The sequence below is a fragment of the Bacillus sp. SB49 genome (assembly GCF_000469135.2).
Taxonomy (GTDB): domain Bacteria; phylum Bacillota; class Bacilli; order Bacillales; family Halobacillaceae; genus Halobacillus.
On record NZ_CP048117.1, the window covers coordinates 3,073,769 to 3,096,823 of the forward strand.

Sequence of the window (23,055 nt, forward strand, 5' to 3'; positions counted from 1 at the left end):
CAGGACTTACTCTGCTTCGCCGACGACCGTAAACCGTTCATTCTTGTGCTGCGGGTTCTCTATTTCATCTAACACGGCAATCGCATAATCCGCATAACTGATGTAGCTTTCCCCTTTTGAATTGACGAGAAGATGGTCTTTTCCTTTTTTATAGGATCCGGTTCTTTTTCCTTCCGCATCAAATACGGCAGACGGACTGACAAATGTCCAAGTAATATCAGGTGTTGCCTGCAGCTCTTCCAAATTCCGCCCCTGCCCTTTTGCCGTCGGTTTAACTGCATCCGGAAATTCCGGGGTATCTATTAATTGCACCGTTTTTTGATCATCCATATAAAGACTTCCAGCCCCTCCGACGATCATCGCTCTTGTATTCGTCCCTTTCAAAGCTTCGATTAAAGCGTGGCCGGCATCCACATGTGCCTGCTCTTCTCCAAGTGGAGCACCGAAAGCATTCACGACTACTTCATACTTCTGAACGTCCTCCTGCGTAAGGTCTGATATATCTTTTTCAATCACATGAACATCCGTATCTTTGAGCTTCGACTTATCTCTTACGATAGCCGTCACGTGATGCCCCCGACGGACTGCTTCCTTCAAAATCAGGTTACCTGCTTTTCCACTTGCTCCAATAATTCCGATTTTCATTTCAATTCCTCCTCTATTGATTTCAACCTGTAACAACTACGGTTACATGTAACTAGTTTAATTACAACCGAGGTGGATGTCAACAAAAACAATTCCCTTTTGTTATAATGTACATGTAACTGCATGATTTACATGTACAAAAGTAAGGATGGTGACCAGATGTCCATCAGCAGCAGATTTTCCGTCGGCATTCATGTGCTGGCTCTGATTGAAATAAATAAAGATGGAATAAGTTCTTCTGAATATTTAGCTGGAAGTGTGAACACGAACCCAGCCGTAATCAGAAAAATCATGGGCATGCTTAGAAAAGCAGGATTAATAAAAGTACAGCCGGGTATTGCAGGAGCAGAACTGGCGAAAGATTTATCAGAGATCACCTTGCTGGATGTTTATAAAGCCGTAGATGTTGTCAAAGACAAGGAACTCTTCAGCATACACGGAAATCCAAGTCCTGATTGTACCGTCGGAAGGAATATCCAACATACTATCGAACCACTCTTCAGCAGTGCTCAACGTGCAATGGAGAAGGTGCTTGAAGCTGTCACCATTGAAGATGTGGTAAAGGATATTCAAGACAAAGAAAAAGGTAATGATGAAAACAAAATATAAAAAAGGACATTCCCTTTTCCAGGAATGTCCTTTTTTTCATTGCGACACCTTTATAGGAGTCATCTCTATAAATCTCTTACCCTATCTTATGCGATTTCTCCTCGGACTCCCCCTGCGAGGACGCTCTGATATTCGACAGCACCTCACGAGTGGAATCACTGATTTCCGCTTCAAAGTACGGCTCGTAAGCTTCCAAAGGAGCCCTTTTCGTCGAGTAAACCGCAATCAGTACACCAATGAGGGATGCTGCAACGGCGATGACAAAAGGCAGCTCGTATCCTAAGGCCTTCGCCGCGATATAAACGAGAGAGCCGATAATGATACCGGCATAAGCACCGGCCCGGTTCATCCGCTTCCAGTACAGACCTAAGAATACGACGAGGAAGAAGGCGGCGCCGAATCCTCCGTATACGTAGACAAAGCCCATTGCCAAAAACCACGGTGGATTGATCGCTAACAGAACAGCCACGGCGGCGATCCCGAATATACTCAGGCGGAGCCAGTTCTTGAACTTCTTCTCACTGATCTTCTTCGGAGCTATGTTCAAGTACACATCATAATAAAGAGACGTAGCGCAGTGCAGGAGCATAGAGTTGGCCGTCGATATAGCCGCTGCACAAATAGCTACCAGGGTAATGGCACCGATAATCGGCGGCGTGTACTCCTGAATGACCAAAGGAATGATATAATCGGTCGTCTTTCCGACCGGTATGCTGGGTACAAGAACTTTCGCCCCGAGACCGATGACGATCAGCGGCCCCATGATGAAGATCAACACGACGATCGTACCTACGACCTGCAAAATCGCCACTTTCACGTTTTGAGGCGCCAGCATCCTTGTGACCCAGTGCGGGGAAGAAGGCGTCCCTAAAGAGTTCGAAATAAAAATGGACAGCAGGGCCCCGATACCGAAGGTCCCGAACGGGGAAAGCAGGATACCCTCTTCAAGGTCCGGTCCGCCGACGTTTGTCGGAGCGGTTATCGTCGCAAGCGTGTCCAGGATACTGCCGATTCCACCCGTTAACGACCATACGACACCGCCCGCAAGCAGGACGCCGATCGTAATGAGGATCGTGTTCACCGTATCTGTCGCTGCCACCGACCAAAATCCACCTACACTGGTAATGATAATAAATAATAAGAATCCAAAGATTGCGAGTTTGTAATCAATGCCTGTAATACTGGAAAACACAATACCGAAACCAGTCACCTGAATATTGACGAGAAGCAAATAACCGATAAACATAAGAATGCCGACAATCGCCTGCAGAGCACTCTTGTTCTCAAACGGCTCGAACCGATGCCGGATGAATTCCGGAAACGTCCTGGCCGGCTTTTCCGGTCGTCTAATTTTGTACGCGACGATCGGGATCAAGGCACCGCCGAAGCACCAGCCCGCGACCCAGCCGATGACAGCTGCGACACCGGAGCTGTACAAATAACCAGGGACCCCGATGACAGAAGCCACACTGACCCACGTCGCTGCCGTGGTACCGATACCAAGAAGCAGCCCCATCCTATGCCCTCCGGTTGTATAATCATCGATCGACTCTGCTTTTTTCAAACTTTTTATATTCGCCCATACTAGAAAAAGCACATAAAAACTAAATACGACTACATACCATATCATTTGTCAGCAACTTCCTTCCCCACTTCATTTATACTTGAACAGTTTCCCTGTAGCTCCCCACCGTTTCACTCCTGATTTCTCCACTTTGTAACAGAGAAAGGTGCCTAACAGGAAGGAGAAAATCATCGTTCCCACCCACACCATCATCGCTATGAACATCGCCATCCTCCTCTTCATCCTTTTATGGAACCACTTGAAGCGATCATCAGCCCCTTTTTTGAAAAAAATAAAAAACCCTTCACTCACTAAGAGAAAAGGGTTTCGCACAACCGTATCGGGCTGCTGCTTGTCCTCTCATCTTCGGAATGACTTTCGCCTTCCACTGAAATTGGCACCGTGCATGCATCTGCCGGTTGCCGAGGCTTCACAGGGTCAGTCCCTCTGCCTCTCTCGATAAGAAAATTCAAAATATTCGATTGGTAATAGATTTCATTCTACCACATACCGCCGTTTCGTCAATTCCCTTCGTCACGAACCTCTCTAAGCTGGAGCCTTCAATTGGATACCAGTCGAATGATTTGAGTCAGGATATACATCAACAGCAGAATCCCGATCCCTAAAGCCCGAATGCCGTACACCTGCCGTTCGGATAAATCCCTTCCCTGCCTTTGTCTCCACGCAGGATAGAAGAATCCGACCACAGGAGCAAGAATGAGACCGATGGACATGAGTATGACAGAGATAGCTTCCATATGCCGGCTCCTTTTTTAAAGAATAAAAAGAGAGCCCGCTTTAGTGCAGATCGGCTCTCTTCGTTCAACGCTTGTCCTTTCACCACAACAGGACAGCCATGATAAGAAATGCTATCAGAAAAATACTGATACGTATGATTCTCGGGATAGAAAACCACCAGGCTGTCACTTTGAATGAAATGCTTTCTTGGTCTTTGCTATTTTTATTACCTTTGATACGAATTCCCCCTAAAAACCAACAGCTAGAAAAAGCCGTTTGAAGCATGTACTGCTTTTTGTTTTGTTCCAGAAAAGAGATCCTTCTCTTATTTTGTTCGACCTCGATGTCACTGGTAATCTTTATTAATTGCACCTCATTTATCGCTTTTTCAGAAAGCATAAAGAGTGGTTTAATCCTTTTCTTTATTATCCCGATAGCCGAGATCCAATTTATAAAAAATCAATTGACCTATATACACGAAGATAAGGAGTGTCCACAAACTATCTTCGACAGGATGAACGAATGTATCCACCAGGAACAGGATCAGGTACGAAACCAGTATTAAAATGGTTTGGATAACGAAGTTTTTTTTAAAACTCATCCAATCACCTCGGGGTCGTTTATAGATTACCCTGTTCTCCTCAGCCGTTCATGAAGTCCAATAACGCAGGCCCGTACAAGAGAGAAGCTAGACTGATGTAGACAAAGGATCTTCTTTGGCATATACCCTCTTAATTGGATTTAATTCCCATCTCAAGCGAAGATTAAGCCCGTGAAAGGATTTTCCCACCATTCATCAGGCGGTTTAGAAGTATGCGTGACCTTTATTACTTTTGCATGAACGATGCACGCCCGTTTATAAAATACCAGCCCCGAAAACATATAGTTGCCCTTACCTCAACCGTTGCTTCTCCCTGTCTCTGCCAAAGAAATGATAGAAGACTATTTCAAAAATGAGAAAGCCTGTAACGAGGGCACCTATATAGGGAGAGGGAGAGTCTGCCGCGTAGAAAATGACGAGGCAGAGCACAAAGGTAAGAAAGCCGGCAGCTATGGAAGACTTAACAAGTTTTGCACGCACTAAAAAAACTCCTTTACTGATGATGCTCCTTCATTACTCGAAAGACTCTGCCATCTTAATCATGTCTTCCTTCGACATCCCCTCAACCTTGCCTTTCCACTCATACGTAATCGATCCATTCGTCCAGATCAGCCGCTGCTCTCCGCCTTCTTTTCCAGCATAACGCGCCGTCTGATCACCGACCATCGCTTCTTCCATCTCTGCTTCTTCATAAGCAATTTCGCCGTCCTTGACGGTCGTCAGTTCCAGCTCTTCTCCCTTTTCACCATAAAAGGTGAAGGTCAGGCTCTCTTCCTGCTGTTTGCTCTCCGAATCGACTTGTACGCCGTCCACTTCATACGGCATGATCGTCGGATACATCGGCTGGTAAGCTTCGTCACCTGCGACGGCCTCCGCCTTAGATGAATCGTATTGGTAAAGGCCTTCTTCTATTTCTTCCGGTTTATCGAAGGCATGGAGCAGGGGTTGGCCGTCGCTGAAATGCACCCGGGTGACATTCCCCTCTTCGTCCGTATTCACTCTGCCCTTAATACCCGCCGTCTCCCCATTACTGATGTTGATCTGGATATCAAAGTCATACGCACCTTCCGCATCCCCGCTCTCTTCCACGTCCAGTTTCTTTATATCCATCTTTACATCATTGCTATAAGCTTTTTGGTGAAAGCTTGTAAACAAGTTGGTATTCATCGCATCTTCCATCCGCTCATCGGTCATGTATCCGCCGAACTGCTCCTCGTAATAGTTCATGAGGCCTTCGTGATCACTCTGATCAAAAAGCTTCGTTAATGCTTCATCCGGTCCGGAGAACATTTTCTCCAGCATCTCTGTCACCTTTTCTTTCGTCATCGGCTTCTCTTCTGTATCTTCTCCTGCAGACGGATCGGATGAACAGCCGACAGCCAGCAGCAGTACCACAGCAAGGGCGGTCATTTTTTTCCACATCGAAAAAACCTCCGTTTGTGTGTCTTCTTATATGTACGAATACCTACGGCCATTAGTTTCATAAAAATGGTAATGAAAGAAGAAACGCACCAGTCCCCGCTTAAGGTATGGCGCGTTTTCGTTCTTATTTCCTGCTGTTTTCCTTCCATCTTTTCCTGTTGAATACCCACAGGGAGAAGAAGATAATGACAGCTGTTCCCACGGATAGAACCGTAGTATTTTCTACTGCATTTACTAAAATAGTCGTTAATACGATCGATAAGAGGATGGATAGAGTTAGTCTCCGTCCATTGTCCATTTCCTGTCACCTCCAAGCCGGTTCCAGTGAAATGGTCTCATAAAATCAGGCATTGACTCAACAGGAGGAGGAAATCCAGTCAGCAGCAAAAGTCCAGGTGCAGTAATTCCCATTTCTGCACCTGGACTTTTTATATCCGGTTTTTTTCTGTAGCGCTTTTACCACAAAAACGGCATCTGGTTCACCATCCGGTCGACGATACTCATGCCGACGAGGAAGAAGAACAGCATCATGACGACGCTCGTGATCAGCAGTCCGTAGAAACTGTCGAGGCCGCCTTCGGTTTCCCTGTCCGCATCGATGGAGAAAACAAGAGTGACGCTTGCGAGCAGGAACGCGACGAGTGTGACGAGATAGACGAGAGCGCCGACGAAGTTCAGCGAGATCAGCTGCAGGAAGTTGGCAAGAACAAGACCGCAGCCCGGGATGATGGCGAGTGCACCGTAGCGGGCCAGGACGTTCTTGAAGCTGACGTCGTTATGCATCAGTTTGGCGACGCCGACGTTGATACCGGCGTAGACGGCGAGGAACAAGAGCATGTAGAGGAACGGCTCCAGGACGGTGGCGCCGAACGGGACCTCGACGAACCCTCCGAACCCACCGGCCGCTTCCCGTGCGACGAAGTAGGAATACAAAGGCATCAGAAGGGCGATCGCAACGAGGGTGAGGACGCCTTCAAGGAGCTGGTTTTCCCCTGTCGCCCTGCTCGCCTGCCACGGGCCTTTCAGCGCATCGCGGGCGAAGGTGACGAACGAGCTCCCTGTCCGGGCCGCCCGGTTCGTATAGGGACCGCCGACTGGAACCGGAAGCGCGGCTCTGCGCACGACCGCCTCCCCTTCCACGCTGGAAGAGGGCAGACCGCAGCCTCCACAGAAATTCGCATCGGCATCGATTGTCGTGCCGCATTGTTGACAGTACATAGAATCATCCCTTTCCATCTATTTGGTTGTTCTCTGGTGCCGCATGAAAAGAATCAGTTTCTATCGGTGTCCCGGATGGTGATTTCCTCGATCGCGAACGTGCCGTCGACAAGAACGATCCGGTACTCCTTCTTCCGGTCATAGTCGACGCTCGCACCGTCCGCTCCGTGGAAGACGAACGTCTCCCTTGTCGTCAGGAAAAAGGTGTCCTCATCCCGGGCATCGATCGCCGACACTTCATTCGTGAGGAACTCATAGGATGAGCCGTCCTCTTCAAGCCCGGCCATGAAGCTTTTCAAATCAGAGGCTGCAACGCTTCCCTCTTTCAAAAAAGGTTCAATCCTGCTGTAGTCGCGTGTGTTCAACGCTTCTTCATACGCCGTCCGGAATGCTTCCACGAATTCAGCCGCCTGTTCTTCCCCGCCCCCGGGAGACGCAGCTTCCACCGGCGTTTGTTCCTCCTCAAGGAAGGCATCTTCCTCCTCCATGCCGAACAGGAACGGGAGCGCACCGAACGAGACGTCTCCCGGACGGACGACCTCGGACTTCTCCACCCTGCCGTCTGCGCTCTTCCATTCGGCGTGCAGCTCAAGCTTCGCATCCTCAGGAACCGGCCCGATCTCCCCGACTTCGGCGAGCGTCTTCTTCGTACTCTTTCCGTTCACGAACAGGACGGCTTCCGGCTTGTTCGTATCGATGCCGTAGGTGGAATAGAGGAAGTCCGCATAGAAATCGTAGCCGTTCTCCCCGGAAAAAATATCGAGCACCCATGTCTCCTTCCAACCCCCGTAATCACCGTCCGCTTTTCCTTTTATCTCATACGTTCCCGGATAGGCGGACGCGAGCGTCTCGCTCTCGACCGGATCTTTGAAATCGTACGTCTCGTTCTCGACCTCAAAGGACGTATCGGAGAGCTCTGTCGTCACATGAACCGTCGTCGGCACCGCTTCGAACTCGAACCTGTCATAGAAAAGGAACGGTTTCTTCTTCACGATAAAAAACGGATTGCCGTAATCATCGCGCACGATCCGATCGAATTCCTGCTCCGCGTGGACAGCTCCGGTCAGCCGCTCACGAATCGTCTCCCAATCGCTCGTCTTGATGTAGCGCAGGTACTCCTCTTCTTTCAGCCAGGCGTCCTTCTTTACCTCAAGCTCATCAAGAAAACCTTCCGTATCCTCCTCCGTCACCGCCCGGTCCATCGCCTTGATCTTCGTGACCGGGTCAAGCAGCTGTGTCACGATGAAATGCCCGGCGACAAGCAGCACGATCGCCGCTCCTCCGATCAGGAACGTCAGCTTCTGCCTCTTCGAAAGCGGTGCCGTCTTCCGTTTCCCGGAAACGCGCGAGGCCCGCTTATTCCCACATCCTGTACAAAAGTTCTCCCCGTCCTTGAGCGCCTTTCCGCAATGCGTGCATGTTGCCATCGATGTGCCCCCCTCCTCTGCTGATCGGCCGTTATGTATCCAAGCTCTCCCCTTATTCAAGGACTATATTCACAAGGAAACAGGGTTATGACACGCGGCCTCTGTAGGGAAGACGGGAAGCATGTCCTCCTTTCGGTATGTTTATTTCTCTCTCCATCCGCTGCAGCCGGTTGATGGAGCATAAAACAGAGGGGATATAATTACCGCATAGGGCGGAGGGGAATGGGCAGACTCCGGCGGGATTAGCGGAACAGGTGAGACCCCGGAAGAGCGACGTGAAATGCCCCCTGAATATTGGACAATATTCAGGGGGCATTTCTATGAATAAATGGAGTAAAGAAGAAAAGTTAAGCATTGTGTTGAGATATCAAAACGAAAACATCAGTATACGAGGACTTTCCGAAGAACTCGATATCGATAATTCTTCGTTACGATATTGGGTCAAATTGTTTCAGTATCATGGGAATCAAGCTTTTCACTTTCCCTATACAAACTACCCTCCTGCCTTTAAACTGAAGGTAATTAACTATATTCAGGAAACAGGAGCCTCCATACGTGAAGCTTCCGCTCTCTTTCACATTCCAGACTTCTCCATGGTTCGCCGATGGATCGTGAAGTGGAAACAGGGCGGCCTGGCGGCCTTGGGTCCTGCACAGGAGGATCAACTACTTATGGCTAAGGACAAATCCAATAAACCGTCTCGTTCTTTCAAATCGATAGAAGAAGAAATCGAATACCTACGCATGGAGAACGCTTATCTAAAAAAATTAAATGCCTTAGTCGAAGAGGAAACCAAGAACCAACCGAAAGGCAAAAAGCCCAAACGGTCTTCGAACTAAGGCACGCCTTCCCTGTATATAAACTCGTCAAGGTAGCTGGTATCCCCCGTAGTACTTACTACTATCACGTGAAGCAGATGGGGAAAACAGATCCTGATCGTGAGCTGAAAGAAAAGATCACGGAAATCTTCCATCAATCTGATAGGAAATACGGGTATCGTCGGGTTCAAAATCAATTGGAGAATGAAGGTATTCATGTGAATCATAAAAAAGTTTACCGCCTGATGAAAGAGTTAGGCCTTCGATGCCAAGTTCGCATGAAGAAATACCATTCTTATAAAGGGAAAGTCGGTGAAGTAGCCGATAATCTCTTGAATAGGGAATTTACAGCTTCGAAACCGAATCAGAAATGGGTAACGGATATTACGGAGTTTAAATTGTTTGGTGAAAAACTCTATCTGTCTCCCATTCTGGACCTATTTAATGGTGAAATCATTACGTATACGATTGGATTGCGCCCTACGTACGCCTTGGTAGCGGAAATGTTGGAGAACGGCCTTCAGCGTTTGAACCCGAAAGACGAATTAATGATGCATTCCGACCAGGGATGGCATTATCAAATGCGTCCCTATCGAGAACGCCTTCAAGAGGCAGGCATCACCCAAAGTATGTCTAGAAAAGGGAACTGTCACGATAATGCCGTGATAGAAAACTTCTTCGGCATCATGAAATCAGAGCTTTTATACTACAAAGAATTTGAAAGTATCGAGCACTTCAAAGAGCAACTGACAGCGTTTATGGATAATTATAATCATCAAAGAATTAAGTCGAAACTCCGCATGAGTCCGATTCAATTTCGTGAGAAATTTAATAAAGCGTCATAAAAAACATTGTCCAAGTTCATGGGTTCATTTCAGACGCGATGAGGAGGCTCGCCGGCCGCCCCGCGGAAAGCGTCCCATTCCCCGGAGCCCGACCTCTCCACCCCAACACCCACGTTTTCCATCACGCATATTCCACATTCCGCCTTTTTACATATCATGCATAAAGAGGCTTCTCGCGGACTCTTGGAATCCATGAAGAAAGGAGCTGCCTACAGCCATGAAAGACCATTCCCATAAGAAAACCGTCTCGAGCAGTTACCTGCCGAACTTCAACCCTGTCTTCAACCAGAAGAACAGTGTCCATCATAAACGGTTCGTCCAGTTCAACTTCGACAATCAGGCGTTCTCCGGCCTGCCGATCCTGTTCGAAGAAGACCGGGCGATCTCGAAAGTGTCGCTCCATGCCGGGACGACCGGGAACCCTGTTTCCTTGAACGGGCTCATCCCCGTCACCAATACATCAGAAGAAGCGTGTGGCATCGTCGTCAGCCTTTACAAAAATTATTTCGATCCTGCAAGCATCGTCTACAGCAACGCGGTCGAAATCGCCGGCGGCCGGGAGGGGTTCGCCCAGCCGGTCCCGCTCCTGTACGTCGATACGCTGCAGCCCCGGGAGCGGAACGTCACGTACTATTTGACGATCCGCAAGCTCGACCAGGACCCTTCACTCGCCATTTTCGGATCGACGACTCTGACGGCGACAGAATACGGCAAATACTGACTTAAAAAGCGAACTTTATTTTTTAAATAAATAAAAATGTTCGCTTTTTATGGTTGTGGAACGGAAACCTATCTGGTATAGTGAACACCGTAATCAATTCCATAAGGTACTCGTATATTCTCAGTGATATGGTCTGAGCGTCTCTACCCGGTTCCCATCGAAAGAACCGGACTACGAGTTGAGAATGTCACGGGTTTCCTGATTGGAACGGCTTTTCCATCCAATTGTACATTTTTGACTTGGCGTCTGAGACAGCAGCTGATCTGCTGGTCCCGGGCGCTTTTTTTTATGCCGCGGCCCTTATGGAAAACCAAACATCGAAGGAGAGAGACAGATGAAGAAGACAGCCACAATCCGAACAATCGCACTTTTACTTATCGTATTATCCATGCTTGCCGGCTGTAACACCCAAACCGACACGACGAAAGCAGAGGCGGAGGAAGCCGATCCGCAGCAGCCGATCCTCATCCAGGGACCGATGCCGATCGAGGCGGAGGAATTCGCCGCTCGTCTGAAGGACGTCGAAGAGGAAACATCCGGCAGCTTCGTATTTTATAAAGGAACGGTCGATGATTATCCGGTCATCGTCATGAAGACAGGCAAAGGAATGGAAAACACCGCAGCAGCGACGGCGATCGCCATTGAAAAGTTCGATCCAGCCGCGATCATCAACCAGGGGACATCCGGCGGGCACGATCCGGAGTTGAACGTCTTTGATATCGTCCTCGGGGAACGAACGGTCAACCTCGGTTCTCTGAAAACGGGCCATTTGGAAGACGAAGAAGGCATCGAGCCGACCGAGTGGATCCCGATGGACCTGCTTGCCTCCGAAGGAAGTGCGGGCGAGGATGAAGACGCGGAGAAAGTCCGCTATTTCGAAGGGGACGAGGGTCTTCTGAAAGCGGCGAACGCCGTGAAGGATACGTATGAAGACGGCAAAGTCGTCGAAGGAACGATCGGATCAGCCGACGTCTGGAACAATGAAGTCGACCGCATCCAGTGGTTCCACGAGAACTTCGGCTCTTCTGTCGAGGAGATGGAAGGGGCGGCAGCGGCACAGATCGCCGGCGCCTATGATGTACCGTTCCTCGGCATCCGCATCCTTTCCAACAACAAGACGAACGGTGGAGCGTACAACCCGGACACGGCAGCATCGAACCAGGAGTATGTGTATGAGGTCGTTCAGGAATATATCAAGGAACAGGAATAAGAAAAAGTCCGGGAGCACTGAACTGTAACCTATAATTCGGACAGTTTATAAAAAGAACCTTAGGCGGCTAGGAGATGATCTCGGTATTGCACCGGGGTCATCTTATTTAAATTCCACTGATATCTTTTATTATTATATTTTGCTATATACTGGTTAATTTCTTCTTTAAGTTGGCTTAAGCTTTCACATGATTGGTGATCCACCATATCCTTTAAATGACCAAAGAATGATTCCATAGGTGCATTATCCCAACAGTTACCTTTTCGGGACATGGACTGACGAAGGCCAGCTTCTCTCACTCTAGATTGGAATTTGGGGTGAGTGTAATGAAACCCTTGATCCGAATGAATCATTGCTTCTGGATGGAAAGATTTTACGGTGTCTTGAAGTTTCTCTAACGTTCGGTAAACAATATCCATCCCTAGGGAAGTAGATATATGGTGAGCTACAATTTCCTTTGTTGTACTATCTTTCACGCAAGAAAGATATGCTTTTTGACCTTTCCCAAAATACGTGTAAGTGATATCAGTCAAAAAGACTTTTCCGGGTTCTAGTTGTGTGAACTCTCGGTTAAGATGGTTTGGGCACGTACGATGCTCTTGAGTGGCTTTCAACATTTGTTTGTATGGTTTAGCCTGTCTGATCTTTGCCGAAAGATCAAATTTCTTCATTAATCTTCGAATTTTTTTATGATTCATGATGACCCCATAATCATTTTCGAGAATCAACTTAATTTGCAGAGCTCCTACTTTCTCATGGTTTTGTGAGAAGATAACTTGAATAATTTGTATATCCTTTTCGTCTTTCTGATTTTTCACTTGTCTTTTGGAATCACTATTTATCCACGCATAATATCCACTTCGACTTACTCCTGTGAATTCACATAAATAAGAGACCATACTCCTTAAGGAGTAATTATGGATTGTTTCATAAATAAGCTGATAGACTTCTGATGGAGTTATTTTCGTTTCTTCTTCAACGCCTGCCTTTCGAGTTTGTCTAGCTTTTTTAAAAAATCATTTTCAGCCTCTAAGTACTTAATACGAGCTTCCGCTTTCTCAAGTTATTCTTCCGCAGACATCTTCTTTGAAGAAGGTCGACCTTTACTTCCTTTTCCACGACGGTCTCCCTCCAGACCAAGTTCTCCGTACTTTTCAAATGTGTTACGCCAGCGCTTTAAGCATCTTCTGGGTTGATCCTTCCCAATCACTACTAAATCAAATCCGTGCTCTTCAAATATTTGAGATGGAAAGTTTCCATTCTGATATTCCTGAATTGCAGCTTTCTTAAATAAAGGATGGTATGTGATAGAACGTTCCGATACCTTTACGACATTCGGATTGTCCTCTAATTGTTTCATTTCCGTATTTGAATAAAGATGTTTACTCATAGTCACACTCCGTTCATATATTTATTTTGATTATAAACGGGTTTCCTTCCTTGAAACAGAAATAACCCGAATAACGGGGCACTTTTTTATAAGTGTCCATTATTCGGGTTATAGTTCACACATCCCGGACTTTTTTCCGTCTGATCGAGGAAATTCAATTGTCTACGAGTGCATAAAAAAAGACCTCGATGGGAGTTCGAATTTATCACTTTCTATTCGAACTGCTGATGAAAAGCTTATCTACTGTGGTGTTCAATACAGAGGCTATGTCAAATGCTAATTGCAAGGTGGGGTCGTATTTATCATTTTCGATGGCATTGATCGTTTGTCTGGATACTTTACAGAGTTTAGCCAGTTCTTCCTGGGATAACTTAACCGATTTTCTTAATTCTCTAATGTGATTTTGCATTTAATCACCATATTTTTTTCTGTAAATTAGTAATGTCACTAAATAAATAACGGAAATGACGGTTAGAAACATTATGGGGGAAATCCCATTACCATTATAAGAAGCATTCCCATCGATAGTCAGGTAAAGGGACTGGGCCACTTCTAAAATAAGCACACCTATAACTACAATGAACGCATAGGATTGAGCTTTCGTGTGGATAAACTTCCTTCTTTCATCACCTCTTTGAAACATTGGTGCAACGAAAATCAAAATTCCGCTGATTAACAATAGGACGGAATACACGATTTTAACATAATCCATTTCCCAGCTCCCTCTCTCATTAAAATGTAAAATTCTTTTTACATTTCTTATCATAGCAGTAAATGTAAGAATGTCAAATTCTTTTTACATTTACTGCTATGATTCATCTAAAAAAAGAGCTAATAAGTTGAGAGGCCATCAAGAAACGGACCTTGTTTTATGTGGTTCTGTTTCGTTTATCGGAAAAAATGTTGTGCTTCTTGAAATAGGAATCCACAGCGGCGACTTCCTGTTCTGGAAGGGCGAGGGCGACATACCCGTCCGGCCGGATCAGGTAGAGCGCATCCTGCTTGCATCCCTTCTTCTCCATCCCCGCCTGCCAAGGGAAGGCATGAATCGGCAGGGCATGCTTCTCTGCAAAGGCGGAGAGTGCCGGCTCCGCCTCGCCGTAGATGTGGATCTGCCAGTCGAAGGATGCGAGCGGGGCGAAATTGTCCCCGGCAGCTGTCTCTATCCAGGGGAGCCTGTCCCCTGCCTCGATTTTTCCGGCTGTGCCTTGACTGATGCTGCTTTGTTTATAGTTGATCTCTGTCTGGGAAACGATGCGGAACGCTTTTTTCTTTATGCCGGAGAAGCCGAACAGAAGGGGAAGCATATGCGGAAAGAACACGTTCCGCAAGAAGCTGCCGCGCCTGTTGTCCCCGACGACGTTCTGGAAGACCTTATCCGTTGAGGCGATCAGTTTTCTCGCAAAGGCTATCCGCTCCGTTTCGTACGTATCGAGAAGTGCGTCGTCTCCCTCGCCTTTCAGGACAGCAGCAAGCTTCCACGATAAATTGACGGCATCGCCGATTCCTGTATTCATCCCCTGGCCTCCTGCCGGGCTGTGGATATGCCCGGCGTCACCGGCGATGAAGGCACGCCCTTTACGGAATTGCTCACTGACCCGGTGGTGGACGCGGTAGGTGGAGAACCAGTGGACGTTAGTCGCTGTGATGCCGACTTTCTCTTCCACGTAGCCGCTCACATCGGCATAAGAAAGGTCTTCCACACCGGTCAACTCGGGCGGCGCCATTCCGATTACACGGTACGACCCTTCCTCCCGGACAGGCATGAACAGAAGCAGCTTGTTGTCTTCCACGAAGATATTCATACTGCCGGGGACGACATCGATATCTGCTTCCACATCCGCAACGAAGAAGAGCTGTTCATACGTGCCGCCGGGAAAGCCCAGCCCGAGCCCCTTCCGGACGGTGCTGTGAGCGCCGTCACATCCGACCAGATAGGAAACAGACGTCCTCTCCTCTTCCCCCTTTTTCTCAAGGCGGGCGTCGATCCGGTCCCCGTGATCCGTGAAGGCCGATAACGATGTCTCCCATTCCACTTCCACTCCGGCTCGCTGCAGTTCCTTCACCAGAATTTCTTCATGCTCATCCTGAGGAAGGTTGAGAACGTAAGGGAACGGGCTCAATCCCTTTCCTAAATCCGGGAATTCCAGCTTCGCCTTCTCTTCTTTCCCTTCCCAGAATCGAAGGGATGACATCGGGAGCCCCCGCTCGACGATCTGCTCGGCAAGACCGAGCTGCGCGTAATGTTCAAGGATCCGGGCGTGGATGACGAGCGCCCGCGAAGCCTCCCCCGGTCCTTTGTTTTGATCAATGATCCGGAAGGGAACTCCGAGCTTTACGAGACTATGAGCGAGCGCGAGGCCCGTCGGACCCGCACCTACAATTAGTACCTGAGCTTTCATCGTGACATCCTCCTCTTTTTGATAAGCGAATTAATGAACACTGTGTTGATAAACAGCTTCTATCTCCATTATAATAAGCTGGAAGTAGATTACAATGAACAATCCGAGGCACAACTGCCGTATAATCAACAGTTTTCCAATGTAGTGTCGATTATATAAAAAAAGGGGGACAAAGATGATGACCCATGACCGACGCGTCATCCGGACGAAGAAGCTGATCCGGGAAGCACTTGCTGAGCTTATCGGGGAAAAAGGGTTCCATGCCGTCTCCGTAAGGGACATTACGACGAGAGCGGCGATCAACCGGGGTACCTTCTACCTGCATTATCAGGATAAGTTCGATCTCCTGGAGCAGTGTGAGAAAGAGGTGTTCGAGGAGATCGAAGCGGTGGCGGAGAAAGTGGACCTCCAGGAGATGAAGCATTTCCTCGCAACGAATAAACCACTCCCCTTCATCGTATCCCTCTTGGATTATATAAAGGAAAATGCAGCGTTCATGCATGCGGTCCTCGGTCCGAACGGCGACGTTTCCTTCCAGCTCGCGTTCAAAGATTTCTTGAAGACGAACGTCGGCAGGGAGGTGCTGCAGACCGCAAAGGAGGAAGATCGTCTGGTACCGTACGATTACCTGCTCTCCTATCTCGTATCCGCTCATCTCGGGGTGATCCAGGAGTGGCTGGAAACGGGAACGAAGGAATCACCGGAGGAGATCTCGGTCTATATCGCCCGGCTGTCGCTGCTCGGCCCATTCCAAGCAGCCGGACTTGCCAAGGGAAGGAAGTAACAGAGAGCCGGGCTCCCCATACAAAAAAAGCCTGCCGAAGGACATTCTTCGGCAGGCTTTCCTGTTTATTTCGGTAACGGTGCTTTTTCTGAAACGAAGCCTTTCTCCACGAGCTCTTCCCAGAACGCTTGAGGGATCTCCTTCTGGATCATGGCGATATCCTCTTTGATCCGGTCCGGACGCGTCGAGCCCGGAATGACGGACTTCACAGCAGGGTGCGCCGTCGAGAACTGGAGCGCAGCTGCTTTCAGCGGGACGCCGTGCTTGTCGCCGATCTCCTTCAGCTGATTAACGCGGCCGATGATGTCGGCTCCCGCCTTCTCGTAGTTGAAGTGATCGCCGCCGAGCAGCACACCGGAGTTGTACGGTCCACCGACGACGATGCCGACGCCGTTTTCCTCCGCGGTCTTCATCATGCGCTCGAGGGCGCGGTCGTGCTGCAGCAGCGTGTACTGGGTCGCAGACAGACATAAGTCCGGCTTGTTTTCCTTCAGCTCCATCGCAATCTCGATCGGTTCGGTCGTGTTCACGCCGAGACCCCACGAGCGGATGACGCCCTGTTCCCGGAGTTCAGACAAGACACGGAACGCACCGGTCCGCGCCTCTTCGAACTTCGCAATCCAGTCGTCGCCGTGGAAATCCGGAGAGACGTCATGGACGAACACGAAGTCGAGGCGGTCGGTCTTCAGACGATCGAGGCTCTGTTCGATCGAGCGCCGTGTCGCATCAGCCGAGTAATCGGTCACGACTTTATTGTTACGGGCGTACTGGAACAAGCCTTCCTTGTCCTCTTCTTCTTCCTCCAGCACGTACCGGCCGACCTTCGTACTGATCAAATAATCGTCGCGGTCATACTTGGACAGCACCTCGCCGAGACGCATCTCCGCAAGGCCTGCGCCGTAAAACGGTGCCGTATCGAAATAACGGACACCCTCATCCCAGGCGGTTTGGATCGTTTCTCTCGCTTCTTCCTCGGACACTTCGCGGAACATGTTCCCGAGCGGAGCCGTTCCGAGTCCGACTTTATGCTTTAACGCATGTTCGAATGTTTTCATCTTTCCAGATCCTCCTTTTTGCATTGCTTAAAGGTATATATCCGGAATGAGGAAAAGGGAAACACGAACACTTACAGCGGCTTCGGTTCGTTGACCTGCTCGTCCGGATTCCACTCTAAAAGCTGGCCCGCATGGACAAGGCCGGATCCGAAACCGTATAGAAGCACGCGGTCGCCGTTCTGGACTCTGCCTTCCCGGATACCGAGATCGAACGCCAAAGGAATGGATGCCGCCGACGTGTTCCCGAAGTTCTCCAGGCTGTACAGCGTCTGATCCATCGAGTAGTCCAGCTTCTCGCTGATCGGCTCGATCAAACGCAAATTCGCACTGTGCGGCACGAACCAGTCGACTTCTTTCATCTGCATTTCCGCACGCTCCAGCAGCGTCGTGATCGTCTTCGGAATATTACGGACGACCCAGCGGAACACTTCCCGGCCGTTCTGAACAAGATACGGCGTATCCTGAAGCTCGATGTCGTTCACATTCGATGATAACCCGAGACGATAGACGTGCTGGGCCGCACTTCCGTCACTGCCCACATACGCGCCGAGGAAGCTGTCGGATTCCGCATCCGCTTCCACCAGCACAGCGCCTGCGCCGTCACCGAACAGCACACACGTATTGCGGTCGGTATAGTCCGTGATCTTCGACAGGCTGTCCGCCCCGATAACCAATACTTTCTTATGAAGCCCAGAGGCGACGAAGCCGTGAGCGGTATGCAGGGCGGACACGAATCCGGCACACGCCGCGCTCAAGTCCATCGCTCCGGACGCTTTGATTCCTAATTTATTTTGAATGATGCTTGCGACGGATGGAAACGGAAAATCAGGCGTACTTGTCGCTACGAGAATCATATCCACATCTTCCACCTGTTTGTCATACCGGTGCATCAGATCCTCGACCGCAGCGATGCACAAATCACTCGTCTGCTCATCCGGACGGCCGATCCGGCGTTCCTTGATTCCGGTCCTCTTGACGATCCACTCGTCACTCGTATCGACCATCTGCTCCAAATCTGGGTTCGTCAGCCTCTTCTCCGGCACATACGTCCCAATCGCCGTCACTCTTGCCTTTCCCATTACATCCACCTCACACATAGTTTTTAGTACCTGGTACTAATGGTACCACTTTTCCATTATAAAGCAAATAGTCCGCTTGGCAGAAAAAAAGAACCTGGACGCCATTCGTCCAGGTCCCGTTTCTTATATACGCCGGGAAAGGCTGCCAATCAGCTCTTGCAGATGTTTCTCTGTAAAGGCGCCCATGCTGAAATTGACCAGTGCGCGCAGCGGCAGGTTTGCCATCATCGCATCCATCATGTCATCCATTTCGCCGTCTTCGGTTTCCATCCCGCCGAACGGGTTGTTTTCAGCGAGGAATTCCTTCATGACAGGGGCTGTATTCGGGTTCTTCAAAAGATCACCGACGAGCGTGTTGCGGTGGATCGGCATCGAAATCACGGTGGTCGATCGGACGTGGATCGTATCCTTGAGCACGATGTCCTTCGACGACTTGCCGATCAGGATATCGAAGTCCCCCGTCTCCACCTGCCAGTCGCCGAGCTCGACGTTGTAGTAAGCGAACGAGCGCCGGTCGAGGGTGAAGGAGATCGTCTTCACTTCCTGCGGCTCGAGGCTCACTTTGGCGAAACCCTTCAGCTCCTTCTCCGGACGGATCACGCTGCTTTCTGTATCGCGGACGTACAGCTGGACCGTCTCTTTCGCTTCGACCGATCCTGTGTTCATCACATCGACGCTCACTTCCACTTCTTCCGTATCGTCGATCTCGTGGGAATCGATCATGAGGCTGCTGTATTCGAACGTGCTGTAGCTGAGACCATGACCAAATGGAAACAGCGGCTCGATTTGTTTCGCATCATAGTGCCGGTAACCGACGAAGAGGCCTTCTTTATATTCGACGACATCCCCTTCACCCGGAAAGTTCAAATAAGAAGGATTATCGACGAGTCGGACCGGGAACGTCTCGGCAAGCTTTCCACTCGGACTCTTCTCCCCGAACAACAGATCGGCGACCGCGCCGCCGAACGCCTGCCCGCCGAGATAGCCCTCAAGGACCGCCGGAACTTCGTCAAGCCACGGCATTTCTACAGGCGCCCCGTTGCTTAGCACGACGATGACGTTCGGCTGGACCGTCGCCACCCGCTCGATCAACGCACGGTGATTTTCCGGCAGCTCAAGGTGCTTCCGGTCATAGCCTTCCGACTCATACCGGTCCGGCAGCCCGGCGAAAAGGACAGCGACATCGGCGGCCGCTGCCGTCGTGCATGCTTCTTCGATCATCGCTTCATCGATGGCATCGTTCTCAAGCGGATAGCCTTCCGCATAGGTGACCCTGTCGGTGCCGGTCGTCTTCTTCACTTCTTCCACCACATCATCGACTCTCGTCGGGTTAATGTGCGAGCTGCCACCGCCCTGGATGCGCGGCTGCTTCACGAACGAGCCGATCAGCGCGACCGAGGCTTTTTTATCTAGAGGAAGGATACGTCCTTCATTTTTCAAAAGGACCATCCCATCCGCTGCTGCTTCACGGGCAAGCCGGTGGTGGGCTTCTTTATCATAAGAGGTTTGCTGCTGATTCTTTACCGCTTTCTGGATCAAACCGAGGACCCGGCCGACCGCGGTGTCGATCGTCGCTTCCGTCAAATCGCCCTTCTTGACCGCTTCGACTATTTCTCTGTCGTGAATGCCGTTCGTCGACGGCATCTCCAGGTCCATACCGGCATTAAGTCCGTCGACTCGCTCGTTGACAGCGCCCCAGTCAGAGACGACGACGCCGTCCCAGCCCCACTCGTTGCGGAGAATTTCTGTCAGCAGCCGGTAGCTTTCCGATGCGTACTCCCCGTTTACTTGGTTATAAGAGCACATCACCGTCCACGGCGCCGCCTGTTTCACGGCATGCTCGAAGCTCGCCAGATAGATTTCGCGGAGCGTCCGCTCATCGACTCTCGCATCGACCGACATCCGCCGGTGCTCCTGGTTGTTCGCAGCGAAGTGCTTCAGGGAGGTACCGATTCCTTTGCTCTGCACCCCTTCGATATGACTCGCTGCCATCATCGACGACAAATAAGGGTCTTCCGAAAAGTATTCGAAATTTCGCCCGCACAACGGAGACCGCTTGATATTCGTCCCCGGCCCGAGCAGCACGGCGACCTCCTCCGTCTTCGCCTCTTCCCCGAGCGCTTCGCCGACGCGGCGTATCAAATCCTGATCCCACGTACTAGCAAGTCCTGCTGCCGACGGGAAACAGGTGGCCGGCACGCTGGCGTTCAAGCCCAGATGGTCCGCTCCCTGCGCCTGTTTCCGGAGACCGTGCGGACCGTCCGTCACCATCACAGACGGAATATTGAGTCGTTCAAGTCCTTTCAAATTCCAGAAGTCAAGGCCGCTCAAGAAGCCCGCCTTTTCTTCGAGAGTCATCTTTTTTATGAGTTCATCGATTGGTGCATCCATAGGTAACTCCTCCTAAAACCATTGGTTGACGTGCTTGTTCTGTAGGATGATTCTACCCAATATTTAGTAAATAATCTAAACAAACGACTCAGGTAATGTGCTCGAGCTCAAGAAAAGATTCAGAACAGGCTGGGAGCTGTATAGAAGTTGGATGGTGAGCCTTCGTTTTCTGATTGTCTCGACTGCATACATTTTTATATTAGTATGTTTTTCCAGTCAATATATTGCAAGAGCCTGGAGGTTGGTTGTGATAAACTGACCAACAGAACAAGCAAGGACGGTGGGTGTCATGAAAGAAGAAAGAACGGTCCATTATGATGCGGATCTTCAGATAGAAGCATACCGCTTTGAAGGGATCATGCAGAAATTCCCGAATCACTTCCACGACTATTACGTGATCGGGTTCATCGAAAGCGGGCAGAGACGATTGTCCTGTAAGAACAAAGAGTATGTCATCGGTACGGGCGACCTGATCTTTTTCAATCCGCTGGATAATCACGCCTGTGAGTCCGTAGACAACGAAACGCTCGATTACCGTTGTCTGAACATCGAGTCTGACGTCATGCGCAAGGTGGCAGAAGAGATAACAGGCAGGGACTACCTCCCTTCCTTCACGTCGCCTGTATCTTATGGCAGCCGCCATGCCAAGCTGCTTCATACCCTTCATCAGATGATCATGGATGAAATCGAGGATTTTGAAAAAGAAGAAACGTTTTATTTCCTTCTTCAGCAGCTGATCGAAGATTATACGACCACCCGGGAGCATACGGACAATAAAGCGACGAAGCAGGAGATCCAACAGGTCTGCAGCTACTTGGAGACTCACTACGCAGAGCCGGTGAATCTGGAGGACCTGGCCCGGATCGCCGGCATGAATAAATACTCGCTCCTGCGCTCGTTTACCCGCACCCTTGGGATCACGCCGTACCGTTATTTACAGACGGTACGAATCAGCGAAGCGAAGAAACGTCTGGAACAGGGCGCCAAACCACTCGATGCCGCCATGGAGACAGGCTTTATCGACCAAAGTCATTTCAGCAACTTCTTCAAGGAGTTTATCGGACTGACGCCCGGCCAGTATCGGGATATTTTTCTCCATGACCAATGACCAGACAATAGTTATATAGAAAGTAGGGATTCCTCTATGCACACAGAAGCGATCCGTTTCTCCAAAAGTCTCAAATCCATCGCCAGAGACCAGCATGTAAAAGCCTATATCCAGAACTCCAAAGAACTGTATCCTCTGCTTGTCAAAGGGGCGCAGCGCTTCGTAGCCGGAGAAACCCGCCCCGAAGGCATCGCACGCGTCAAACAGACCTTTCAGGCCGGGCATGAAGCGTCGATAGAATTCATCGGGGAGAATACGACCTCCGAAGAGGCATGTAAATCTGCTGTACAGGAATTCAGCGAACTGATCAAGGACCTTGGAAGCCATGACTTGCAAGCAACCGTATCCTTCGATCTTTCGCATATCGGAATGATGATTTCCGACGAGATGGCCTTCACTCATTTAGAAAGGTTAGCGAAAGAAGCCGACAAGAACGATGTCCAGCTCATGATCAGTATGGAGGAATCGCAGAAGACAGACGCCATCCTCTCCCTGTACAAAAGGGCGGCGGCATCCTTTTCCAATGTGGGCATCACCCTGCAGCTTCAATTGAAGCGTTCCGCGAGCGATTTAGAGGATCTTTTGCAATACCCCGGCAGAATCCGTTTGGTAAAAGGGGCGTACGAAGAGCCGGAAGACATCCATATTCCAAGATCCGAAGCGCTGAATGAGCGGTATATCGAATTTGCGGCTGCCTGCGTCGAGCGCGATCATCCGCTGTCGATCGCCACGCATGATGAGAATCTTCTCCTTGCCCTGAAATCGAAAAGGCTTCTCCATCAACCGAACGTGGAGGTCGAGATGCTGGATGGTGTCCGCCATGACTTGCTGAACGCGCTCCGAGAAGAGAAGATACGCACGAAAGTCTACACGACGTACGGTACGGAGTGGTACCTCTATGTCGTTCACCGGATAGCGGAGCACCCGCCGAATATTTACACATTCCTGTCGGATATTATTGATGGTGGTAACTGAATAAGAAAACTCCTGCCGATGGTTCAACGTGGAATCATCGGCTTCTTTCCCCT

23 protein-coding genes, 1 pseudogene and 2 riboswitches are annotated in these 23,055 nt (G+C 49.7%); of the genes and pseudogenes, 7 read left to right on the forward strand and 17 right to left on the reverse strand.

The window, feature by feature from the left end:
- Positions 1–6: 6 nt before the first annotated feature.
- Positions 7–645, reverse strand: a complete 639-nt coding sequence (locus M662_RS16160; protein WP_026578027.1) for an NAD(P)-dependent oxidoreductase — start codon at positions 643–645, stop codon at positions 7–9.
- A 159-nt stretch (positions 646–804) separates the two neighbouring features.
- On the opposite strand from M662_RS16160, the gene M662_RS16165 reads away from it, so the two are divergent.
- Positions 805–1,254 carry an Rrf2 family transcriptional regulator gene (locus M662_RS16165; RefSeq protein WP_008637771.1) on the forward strand — a complete coding sequence of 150 codons (450 nt, stop codon included), beginning with the start codon at positions 805–807 and terminating at the stop codon, positions 1,252–1,254.
- Between the two features lie 76 nt (positions 1,255–1,330).
- Here M662_RS16165 and M662_RS16170 read toward each other — a convergent pair whose 3' ends face one another.
- The 9 genes from M662_RS16170 to M662_RS16205 all read right to left on the reverse strand — a co-directional run bounded on the left by M662_RS16170 (position 1,331) and on the right by M662_RS16205 (position 8,224).
- On the reverse strand, positions 1,331–2,884 hold the full coding sequence (locus M662_RS16170; RefSeq protein WP_026578026.1) for a sodium:solute symporter family protein: 1,554 nt from the start codon (positions 2,882–2,884) through the stop codon (positions 1,331–1,333).
- 24 nt (positions 2,885–2,908) lie between these two features.
- A complete protein-coding gene (locus tag M662_RS19665; RefSeq protein ID WP_008637776.1) occupies positions 2,909–3,043 on the reverse strand; it encodes a hypothetical protein in 135 nt (44 codons plus the stop codon).
- A 132-nt stretch (positions 3,044–3,175) separates the two neighbouring features.
- Positions 3,176–3,284: riboswitch (SAM riboswitch) on the reverse strand.
- Between the two features lie 94 nt (positions 3,285–3,378).
- Positions 3,379–3,576, reverse strand: a complete 198-nt coding sequence (locus tag M662_RS16175; protein WP_026578025.1) for a hypothetical protein — start codon at positions 3,574–3,576, stop codon at positions 3,379–3,381.
- A gap of 389 nt (positions 3,577–3,965) precedes the next feature.
- On the reverse strand, positions 3,966–4,157 hold the full coding sequence (locus M662_RS16180; protein ID WP_008637782.1) for a hypothetical protein: 192 nt from the start codon (positions 4,155–4,157) through the stop codon (positions 3,966–3,968).
- Positions 4,158–4,448: 291 nt separating this feature from the next.
- Positions 4,449–4,637 carry a hypothetical protein gene (locus tag M662_RS16185; protein WP_026578023.1) on the reverse strand — a complete coding sequence of 63 codons (189 nt, stop codon included), beginning with the start codon at positions 4,635–4,637 and terminating at the stop codon, positions 4,449–4,451.
- A gap of 33 nt (positions 4,638–4,670) precedes the next feature.
- Positions 4,671–5,579, reverse strand: coding sequence for a DUF4367 domain-containing protein (locus tag M662_RS16190; protein WP_026578022.1), 909 nt, complete (start codon positions 5,577–5,579; stop codon positions 4,671–4,673).
- Positions 5,580–5,703: 124 nt separating this feature from the next.
- Complete coding sequence (locus M662_RS16195; protein ID WP_162129309.1) at positions 5,704–5,877, reverse strand: hypothetical protein; 174 nt, start codon at positions 5,875–5,877, stop codon at positions 5,704–5,706.
- Between the two features lie 158 nt (positions 5,878–6,035).
- Positions 6,036–6,797 carry a zinc ribbon domain-containing protein gene (locus M662_RS16200; RefSeq protein ID WP_026578021.1) on the reverse strand — a complete coding sequence of 254 codons (762 nt, stop codon included), beginning with the start codon at positions 6,795–6,797 and terminating at the stop codon, positions 6,036–6,038.
- Positions 6,798–6,850: 53 nt separating this feature from the next.
- A complete protein-coding gene (locus tag M662_RS16205) occupies positions 6,851–8,224 on the reverse strand; it encodes a TcaA NTF2-like domain-containing protein (RefSeq protein WP_026578020.1) in 1,374 nt (457 codons plus the stop codon).
- A gap of 320 nt (positions 8,225–8,544) precedes the next feature.
- On the opposite strand from M662_RS16205, the gene M662_RS16210 reads away from it, so the two are divergent.
- The 3 genes from M662_RS16210 (at position 8,545) to M662_RS16220 (ending at position 11,818) form a co-directional block, all read left to right on the forward strand.
- Positions 8,545–9,887 (forward strand): IS3 family transposase gene (locus tag M662_RS16210; RefSeq protein ID WP_162129310.1). Its coding sequence is split into 2 segments (ribosomal slippage): positions 8,545–9,015 and positions 9,018–9,887, totalling 1,341 coding nucleotides; the frame shifts between segments, so codons are not numbered across the junction.
- A gap of 217 nt (positions 9,888–10,104) precedes the next feature.
- Positions 10,105–10,608, forward strand: coding sequence for a hypothetical protein (locus tag M662_RS16215; RefSeq protein WP_008637787.1), 504 nt, complete (start codon positions 10,105–10,107; stop codon positions 10,606–10,608).
- 90 nt (positions 10,609–10,698) lie between these two features.
- A riboswitch (purine riboswitch) is annotated at positions 10,699–10,802 on the forward strand.
- Positions 10,803–10,942: 140 nt separating this feature from the next.
- Complete coding sequence (locus M662_RS16220) at positions 10,943–11,818, forward strand: 5'-methylthioadenosine/S-adenosylhomocysteine nucleosidase (protein WP_026578018.1); 876 nt, start codon at positions 10,943–10,945, stop codon at positions 11,816–11,818.
- A gap of 59 nt (positions 11,819–11,877) precedes the next feature.
- Here the strand turns inward: M662_RS16220 and M662_RS16225 are convergent.
- From M662_RS16225 to M662_RS16240, 4 genes and pseudogenes are all read right to left on the reverse strand, one after another.
- A pseudogene (locus M662_RS16225) lies at positions 11,878–13,208 on the reverse strand (IS3 family transposase).
- Between the two features lie 205 nt (positions 13,209–13,413).
- Positions 13,414–13,617 carry a helix-turn-helix transcriptional regulator gene (locus M662_RS16230; protein ID WP_026578017.1) on the reverse strand — a complete coding sequence of 68 codons (204 nt, stop codon included), beginning with the start codon at positions 13,615–13,617 and terminating at the stop codon, positions 13,414–13,416.
- Positions 13,618–13,920: a hypothetical protein gene (locus M662_RS16235; protein ID WP_026578016.1), complete on the reverse strand. Its 303-nt coding sequence runs from the start codon at positions 13,918–13,920 to the stop codon at positions 13,618–13,620.
- Positions 13,921–14,077: 157 nt separating this feature from the next.
- Complete coding sequence (locus M662_RS16240; RefSeq protein WP_026578015.1) at positions 14,078–15,610, reverse strand: FAD-dependent monooxygenase; 1,533 nt, start codon at positions 15,608–15,610, stop codon at positions 14,078–14,080.
- Between the two features lie 178 nt (positions 15,611–15,788).
- Here M662_RS16240 and M662_RS16245 point away from each other — a divergent pair, with 178 nt between their 5' ends.
- Positions 15,789–16,394: a TetR/AcrR family transcriptional regulator gene (locus M662_RS16245; RefSeq protein WP_026578014.1), complete on the forward strand. Its 606-nt coding sequence runs from the start codon at positions 15,789–15,791 to the stop codon at positions 16,392–16,394.
- A 65-nt stretch (positions 16,395–16,459) separates the two neighbouring features.
- Here the strand turns inward: M662_RS16245 and M662_RS16250 are convergent, their stop codons facing one another.
- The 3 genes from M662_RS16250 to M662_RS16260 form a co-directional block, all read right to left on the reverse strand.
- Positions 16,460–17,449 carry an aldo/keto reductase gene (locus tag M662_RS16250; RefSeq protein ID WP_026578013.1) on the reverse strand — a complete coding sequence of 330 codons (990 nt, stop codon included), beginning with the start codon at positions 17,447–17,449 and terminating at the stop codon, positions 16,460–16,462.
- 71 nt (positions 17,450–17,520) lie between these two features.
- The gene (locus tag M662_RS16255) at positions 17,521–18,528 is read right to left on the reverse strand and encodes a ketoacyl-ACP synthase III (RefSeq protein ID WP_026578012.1); all 1,008 of its coding nucleotides are present in this window, start codon (positions 18,526–18,528) and stop codon (positions 17,521–17,523) included.
- Between the two features lie 123 nt (positions 18,529–18,651).
- Positions 18,652–20,919 (reverse strand): glycoside hydrolase family 3 C-terminal domain-containing protein, encoded by a 2,268-nt coding sequence (locus M662_RS16260; RefSeq protein ID WP_026578011.1) that lies wholly within the window; start codon positions 20,917–20,919, stop codon positions 18,652–18,654.
- 289 nt (positions 20,920–21,208) lie between these two features.
- Between M662_RS16260 and M662_RS16265 the strand changes: the two genes are divergently transcribed.
- Positions 21,209–22,027, forward strand: a complete 819-nt coding sequence (locus M662_RS16265; RefSeq protein WP_026578010.1) for an AraC family ligand binding domain-containing protein — start codon at positions 21,209–21,211, stop codon at positions 22,025–22,027.
- 36 nt (positions 22,028–22,063) lie between these two features.
- Positions 22,064–23,002 (forward strand): proline dehydrogenase family protein, encoded by a 939-nt coding sequence (locus M662_RS16270; protein WP_026578009.1) that lies wholly within the window; start codon positions 22,064–22,066, stop codon positions 23,000–23,002.
- Positions 23,003–23,055: the final 53 nt, after the last annotated feature.